This is a genomic window from Halomonas sp. 707D4, assembly GCF_024158685.1.
Taxonomy (GTDB): Bacteria; Pseudomonadota; Gammaproteobacteria; order Pseudomonadales; family Halomonadaceae; genus Vreelandella.
In genome coordinates this window covers 1-2,143 of sequence record NZ_JAMZBD010000511.1, presented here as the reverse complement: position 1 = coordinate 2,143, position 2,143 = coordinate 1, and the positions used below count along the sequence as shown (strand labels likewise).

Sequence of the window (2,143 nt, the reverse complement as noted above, 5' to 3'; positions counted from 1 at the left end):
ACGTGTCGGCCAATCGTCGGGCGCTGTCGATGTGTCTGTGGCTCTTGATGGTGCTCACTCCCGCCCAGGCGGTGATCGGCGACTACCATGGTCTCAACACGCTCGAGCATCAGCCGACCAAGGTGGCGGCGATGGAAGGGCACTGGGAAACCTCCGGCAGCGTACCGCTTCTGCTGTTCGCGATTCCGGATCAGCAGGCGCAGGAGAACCGCTTCGCGATCGGCATTCCTCATCTGGCCAGCATCATCCTTACCCACTCGCTCGACGGCGAGATTCCCGGCATCAGCGAAGCGGCGCCGGAAGAGCAGCCGCCGGTGGCGCTGGTATTCTGGTCGTTTCGCGTCATGGTCGGCATCGGCCTGGTCATGATCGCGGTATCGTTCGCCGGACTTCTGCTGCGCCGCCGCGGTCGCGTCTTCGAAAGCGAGCTTTTCCTGAAAACCCTAGTGGGCATGATCTCGCTGCCGTTTCTCGCCGTGCTGGCGGGCTGGATCGTGACCGAGTCCGGCCGCGCGCCCTGGCTCGTCTACGGCATGATGACCCACGCCGAGGGCTTGACGCCGTCGCTGACAGGGCCCGTGGCACTCTTCTCGCTGATCGGTTACGTGCTGGTCTACGCCGTGGTGTTCTACTCGGGGATCTACTATCTCACTCGAGTGGTGCGTAACGGCATGCTGCCCGCCCAGGCCCAGGCGGAAACCGACCGGGACGCCAACCGTCCCAAGCGCCCGCTGTCCGCTGCGCACACTCCTTTTGATGATGACGTTGAGCCGGTCAGGAGCTAACCATGGAAATGTTCGATCTCTCTATCATCTGGGCCGGGATCATCGGCTTTGGCGTGATCATGTACGTGCTGATGGACGGCTTCGACCTGGGGATAGGCATTCTTTTCCCCTTCGCCCCGGACGAGGACTCGCGCGACGTGATGATGAACTCCGTCGCGCCCATCTGGGACGGCAACGAGACCTGGCTGGTGCTCGGCGGGGCAGGGCTTCTGGGCGCCTTCCCGCTGGTCTACTCGGTGTTTCTGCCGGCGCTCTACATCGGCGTCTTCCTGCTGCTGGCCGGGCTGATTTTTCGCGGCATTGCCTTCGAGTTCCGCTTCAAGTCGCGGCGCAACCGCCGCTGGTGGAATCGGGCCTTCTGCTACGGCTCCGCGGTGGCGGCCTTTGCCCAGGGCGCGGTGGTCGGCGCCTATATCCAGGGGTTCCCGGTGGAGAACTTCGTCTACGTGGGCGGCGCCTTCGACTGGCTGACGCCGTTCTCGATGCTCACCGGCCTTGGCTTGATGGCGGGCTATGCGCTTCTGGGCGCGACCTGGCTGATTCTCAAGACCGAAGGGCACATCCAGGCGTGGGCCTACAAGATCACGCCCATGCTGCTGGGTGCGGTGCTGGTGGTGTTCGCGATCATCAGCCTCTGGACGCCGTTCATCGACAACCTGGTGTGGGAGCGCTGGTTCGGCAACCTCAAGATCATCTGGATCTTCCCGGTGCTCGCGCTGCTGTGTGCCTATGCGGTGTTCCGAAGCGTCCAGAACCGTCGCGAGGGAATTCCCTTCGTCGCCACCATCGGCATTTACGTGTTCACCTATCTGGGGTTGATCGTCAGCAAGTGGCCGGTGATCGTGCCGCCGAACTACACCCTGTGGGACGCTGCCTCGGCGCCGGAATCCCAGCTCTTTCTGCTCATCGGCGTGCTGTTCGTCATTCCGGTCGTGCTGACCTACACCGCCTGGACCTACTGGGTGTTCCGCGGCAAGGTTCGCATCGGCGAGGGGTACCACTGATCTCATGAGGGGGGATACGTCCAACCCCGCACCCACGACGCCGCGCCAGTTTCTCGCTGAACTGGCGCGCACGCAGCGTAAGCGGCTGGCCGGTGCGGCGGTCTGTGGGGTGCTCGCCGGGGCGAGCACCACCGCCTTGCTGGTGGGCGTTGCCTGGCTGGTCGACCGGCTCATCGTTCAGGGCCAGTCGCTCGGGTCGCTGAGTGGGGTCTTCTTGTTGCTTGTCGCGCTGGTGGTGCTGCGTGCAGGTCTGCAGTGGGGGCAGGAGGTGCTGGGGTTCGAGGCGAGTCTGCGGATTCGCCAACGCGTTCGGCGCCAGCTTCTCGACCAGCTTGCCGCTCTGGGCCCGCTCTG

The 2,143-nt window shown here is 64.3% G+C and carries 2 protein-coding genes and 1 pseudogene; all 3 read left to right on the top strand.

Annotated features, from left to right (window positions below; genetic code table 11):
* On the top strand, positions 1 to 785 hold a 785-nt coding region (locus tag BIS11_RS15950; RefSeq protein WP_253586521.1), incomplete at its 5' end, for a cytochrome ubiquinol oxidase subunit I.
* Positions 786 to 787: 2 nt separating this feature from the next.
* Positions 788 to 1,789, top strand: coding sequence for a cytochrome d ubiquinol oxidase subunit II (gene cydB / locus BIS11_RS15945; RefSeq protein ID WP_253423694.1), 1,002 nt, complete (start codon positions 788 to 790; stop codon positions 1,787 to 1,789).
* A gap of 4 nt (positions 1,790 to 1,793) precedes the next feature.
* Positions 1,794 to 2,143, top strand: a pseudogene (locus BIS11_RS15940) (thiol reductant ABC exporter subunit CydD); the annotation flags it as partial.

Excerpts from the sequence above, each read along its gene's own strand:
- cydB (WP_253423694.1), top strand. The coding sequence starts at position 788 with ATGGAAATGTTCGATCTCTCTATCATCTGGGCCGGGATCATCGGCTTT.